The following is a 4,923-nucleotide window of genomic DNA, read 5'->3' as shown; positions in this document are numbered from 1 at the left end:
GCTCCCTCGCCACAGGTATTCAGTGTGGATAAAGCCCCACTTTTCGATTCTCAAGGACGATTCATATGAGCAGCGCTTCAACGGGCATCGGCATGGACCTGAGCTTTTCCCAGTTCATGGCCCGCAAACGCATCGAAAGCCAAGTCAACCTGCCGCGTCTGTTCGCAGCCATCGATGCCGACCCCAACATCGCCGGTGCGGGCGTGGTGTACATCGATTCCGAATACAACGTGGTGACGCTGCGCGAATTCAAGCCGATTTGCAGCATCGCGCCCAAGCGAATCATCTTGCGCGAGGCAAAGAAATACATCGCCCCGCAGCAATTCATCGATCAGGTAAAAAGCAGTCCGCGTGAGTCAAAGCTCGGGACTGAGTCGATGAATGCCGGTTTGTCCTGTGTCGCTGCTGTCATCGGTTGGGTGGTGGTATTCAGCGGAAGCGTCGCTGTTCCGTTTACCGCCGGGGCAAGTGCCTTTGTCGTTGCCCTGGGCGCCGCTGCGGCGACGGCCAGCACCGCGCAATGCGTCATAGGCGGGATGCGGGTGGCGAATGAGTTAACCAATCCTACTGGCAACGATGAGATGAACGACGCCGATTGGTACAACATCGTAAGCCCCATTCTTGACGGCGTTTCCCTTGTGGGCGTCGGTGGCTCGGCCCTTACAACTGTTCGGCTCCTGAAGGCCAGCAAAGCCGCCGGCACCGGGAAAAGCTGGTATCAGTTGCTCAAGGGCCTGAGTCGCCAGGAACGCAGCAAACTCACCAAGGAATTGTTGACCCTGAAAGATCCGAGTCTTACCGCCAAGCTGCTCAAACTGCAGCAACGAGCGGGCGCCTTGCCCAAGCGTTACTCCTCCGCTGAAATAAGGCACGCCACGCTGACTCAAATAAAGGATTCTCTCGGCGGCGCTTTGGGGATCATTGGCAGTTACACCGGCGATGGCGCCGTGAAGACTGTTGCCGTCGGGCTGTATGAGGAGTTCACGGAATGATCGGTGGCGGGTCGCTGAAGCCATTCCTCGCCCGTTACTTTCCGGTTTTCATGGCGACGATCCTGCTGGGCTGCTTTTCTGGGTCCACGCTCCTTGTCTTGGCTGGGACTACCTATTGGCGCGCCTTGGAACCGTCAGCCAGGACCGATTTTATCGGGCTCGGCACATTGGCCCTGGTATTTGTCCTGGTCTTGGGCAATCTCATGATCGCACGCGGGCGTGCCTGGGCGACCTGGTGGGTGGCGGGTTATTTCCTCGCCTGTCTGGCGGCGGTGTTGCCGACGTTTGCTTATGGGCCGCATCAAGGTGTGTACGTGTTTGCGGTGCTGTTGCCGCTACTGGGACTCCTGCTGCTCAACAGCAAACGCCACCGCGAAATGCGCAGCAAACTCATCGAAATCCGCCACCAACGCGAACGCATCCTCCAGTCCGCCAAAGCCTCGCGCCCGCGCCGTTGAGTCGATTCGCTACCGCCCCGCGCCGCATTTATGTGCGGCCTTCGCAGATCAATACAGGCATCGCGCGGTTTTAGTGCTCTACTGCCTTGAGTAGACGTTGAAAGTGTCCGGCCTGCCTGCATGGCATAAGTCTTGCGCCGCTTTCGATAACGCCCAGGCTCCGCAGGAGGCACGCCGTGTCGATTCATGTCGCTTTGCACCATGTCACACACTATCGCTACGAGCGCGCTGTCGAACTCGGTCCGCAGATCGTTCGCCTGCGCCCGGCGGCCCACAGCCGCACGCGTATTCTTTCCTATGCCCTGAAAGTCTCGCCCGATCAGCATTTCATCAATTGGCAACAAGACCCCCAGGGCAATTACCTGGCGCGGTTGGTGTTCCCGGAAAAGACCGATGAGCTGCGGGTCGAGGTCGATCTGGTCGCCGAAATGGCGGTGTTCAATCCGTTCGATTTTTTCCTCGAGCCCTACGCCGAGAAAATCCCGTTCACCTACGCGGCTGATGAAAAACATGAGCTGATGCCCTACCTGGAAAAGCTTCCGCTGACGCCGAAGTTCAAGGCGTATCTGGACGGCATCGACCGCACGCCGCTGCCGGCGGTGGATTTTTTGGTGGCGCTCAACCAGCGCCTGAGCGAAGACATCAACTACCTGATCCGCATGGAGCCGGGCGTGCAAACGCCGGAGCATACGTTGGAACACGCCTCCGGTTCATGCCGTGACTCGGCCTGGCTGCTGGTGCAACTGTTGCGTCACCTGGGCCTGGCGGCGCGGTTTGTCTCGGGCTACTTGATCCAACTGACCGCCGACGTGAAAAGCCTCGACGGCCCGTCCGGTACGGAAGTGGATTTCACCGACCTGCATGCCTGGTGCGAGGTCTACCTGCCCGGCGCCGGCTGGATCGGCCTCGATGCCACGTCCGGGTTGTTCGCGGGGGAAGGGCATATTCCCTTGGCGTGTAGTCCTGATCCATCCTCGGCGGCGCCGATCAGCGGTCTGGTGGAGCCGTGCGAGTGTCAGTTCAGCCACGAGATGTCCGTCGAGCGGATCTGGGAAGCGCCACGGGTCACCAAGCCCTACACCGAAGAACAATGGCTGGCTATCCAGGCGTTGGGCCGGCAGATCGATGCCGACCTGCAGGACGGCGACGTGCGCCTGACCATGGGCGGTGAGCCGACTTTCGTTTCCATCGATGATCCGGACGGCGCCGAGTGGAACACCGCGGCACTCGGGCCGGCCAAGCGCCGCCTCTCCGCCGAGCTGTTCCAGCGCATGCGCGAACATTACGCGCCGCAAGGGCTGGTGCATTTCGGCCAGGGCAAGTGGTACCCCGGCGAGCAACTGCCACGCTGGTCGCTCAACTGCTATTGGCGGCGTGACGGGGTGCCGATCTGGCATGACAGCGCATTGATTGCCGACGAGAAGAAAGACTACGGCGCCGATGGCGAGTTGGCGGGCCATTTTCTGGCGAGTGTCGCTGAACGCTTGAAAATTCCTACGCGGTTTGTGTTCCCCGCCTACGAGGACAACTTCCATTACTTATGGCGCGAAGGCACGTTGCCTTCGAACGTGACGGCCGAGGATCCCCGTCTGGAAGACCCGTTGGAGCGCGCGCGGTTGCGCAAGGTCTTTAGCCAGGGCCTGGACAAAGTGATCGGCCAGGTCCTGCCGCTGGCGCGTACTGCCAAGGGCGACCAATGGCAAAGCGGGCGCTGGTACTTGCGCGACGAACATTGCCGGCTGATACCGGGGGATTCGCCCTTGGGCTACCGCCTGCCGCTGGCGTCCCAGCCGTGGGTGACGGCGGCCGAATACCCGTTTATCCATCCCACCGACCCGAACCAGGACTTGCCCGAGTTACCCGACACCGAGCAGTTGAAGCAACACGGCGAACCGGCACTGGAACAGGATCGCGCACCGCAGGTCGACCAGTCAGCGGATTGGCTGACTCGCACCGCCTTCTGCGCAGAGGCCAGGGAAGGGCGGCTGTACCTGTTCATGCCGCCGCTGGAGCGGGTCGAAGATTATCTGGAACTGGTCAGCGCCATCGAAGCGACGGCGCAGGAGCTGAGCTGCCCTGTATTGTTGGAGGGCTACGAGCCGCCGAGCGATCCGCGCCTGAGTAATTTCCGCATCACGCCGGACCCGGGTGTCATCGAGGTCAACGTGCAGCCTTCGGCGAGCTGGGATGAGTTGGTCGAGCGCACTGAATTCCTTTACGAGCAAGCGCGACTGAACCGACTGACCACCGAGAAATTCCTGATCGATGGCCGGCACACCGGTACCGGTGGCGGTAACCATTTCGTACTGGGCGGCGCGACACCGGCTGACTCACCGTTCCTGCGACGTCCGGACTTGCTGCGCAGCCTGATCAGCTACTGGCATAACCACCCGTCGTTGTCCTACTTGTTTTCCGGGTTGTTCATCGGCCCGACGTCCCAGGCACCGCGTGTGGACGAGGCGCGCAACGACGCGTTATACGAACTGGAAATCGCCTTCGCGCAAATGCCGCAGCCCGGTGAGGAATGCCCGCCGTGGTTGGTGGATCGACTGCTGCGCAACCTGCTGATCGACGTGACCGGCAATACCCATCGCGCCGAGTTCTGCATCGACAAGCTCTATTCACCGGACGGCGCCACTGGGCGTCTCGGCTTGCTGGAGCTGCGCGCTTTCGAAATGCCGCCCCACGCCCGCATGAGCCTGACCCAGCAATTGTTGTTGCGGGCGCTGGTGGCGCGGTTCTGGCGTGAGCCCTATGCACCGGCCAAGCTGGCGCGCTGGGGCACCGAGCTGCATGATCGTTTCCTGTTGCCACACTTCATCGAGCAGGATTTCGCCGAGGTCATCGAGGAGCTGAATACTGCGGGTTATCCCCTGCGCGCCGACTGGTTTGCCGCGCACCTGGAGTTCCGCTTTCCCAAGGTCGGCGATTATGCGGTCAACGGTATCGAGCTGCAGTTGCGCCAGGCGCTGGAGCCTTGGCATGTGCTGGGGGAAGAGGGCTCGGCGGGTGGCACGGTGCGTTATGTGGACTCGTCCCTGGAGCGCTTGCAGATCAAGCTCACGGGGTTGGCACCGCAACGTTATCTGCTGACCTGCAATGGCGTGCCGGTGCCGTTGCAGCCAACCGGTCGCGTAGGCGAGTTCGTCGCCGGGGTACGTTTCCGCGCCTGGCAACCGTTCAATTGCTTGCAGCCGACCATCCCGGTCCATGCGCCGCTGGTCTTTGACGTGCTCGACACCTGGATGCAACGTTCCCTGGGCGGTTGCCAATACCACGTGGCGCATCCCGGCGGGCGCAACTATGACAGCCTGCCGGTGAACGCCAACGAAGCTGAGAGTCGGCGGATGGCGCGCTTCTTCCGTATCGGACACACGCCGGGGAAACTTCCGATCCCCGATCTGGCAACGGATGACGAGTTCCCCTTCACGCTCGATCTGCGGCGCTTTCACGGCGCATCAATGTAGGCGTGT

The 4,923-nt window shown here is 61.4% G+C and carries 3 protein-coding genes; all 3 read left to right on the top strand.

Annotated elements, in window-relative coordinates; translation table 11 throughout:
• Positions 1-65 precede the first annotated feature (65 nt).
• The gene (locus OC610_RS21085; RefSeq protein ID WP_030140150.1) at positions 66-992 is read left to right on the top strand and encodes a hypothetical protein; all 927 of its coding nucleotides are present in this window, start codon (positions 66-68) and stop codon (positions 990-992) included.
• The gene (locus tag OC610_RS21080) at positions 989-1,450 is read left to right on the top strand and encodes a hypothetical protein (protein ID WP_264430465.1); all 462 of its coding nucleotides are present in this window, start codon (positions 989-991) and stop codon (positions 1,448-1,450) included. Before OC610_RS21085 ends, OC610_RS21080 begins: the two co-directional genes overlap by 4 nt.
• A gap of 176 nt (positions 1,451-1,626) precedes the next feature.
• On the top strand, positions 1,627-4,917 hold the full coding sequence (locus OC610_RS21075; protein ID WP_264430462.1) for a transglutaminase family protein: 3,291 nt from the start codon (positions 1,627-1,629) through the stop codon (positions 4,915-4,917).
• The last annotated feature ends 6 nt before the right edge of the window (positions 4,918-4,923 follow it).

The sequence above is a fragment of the Pseudomonas agronomica genome, from assembly GCF_025917275.1.
In the GTDB taxonomy this organism is placed as follows: Bacteria; Pseudomonadota; Gammaproteobacteria; order Pseudomonadales; family Pseudomonadaceae; genus Aquipseudomonas; species Aquipseudomonas agronomica.
The sequence above is the reverse complement of the archived record's forward strand: the minus strand, read 5'-3'. Positions and strand labels throughout refer to the sequence as shown.

Coding starts and splice junctions, on each gene's coding strand:
- OC610_RS21080 (WP_264430465.1), top strand. CDS start 989: ATGATCGGTGGCGGGTCGCTGAAGCCATTCCTCGCCCGTTACTTTCCG.
- OC610_RS21085 (WP_030140150.1), top strand. CDS start 66: ATGAGCAGCGCTTCAACGGGCATCGGCATGGACCTGAGCTTTTCCCAG.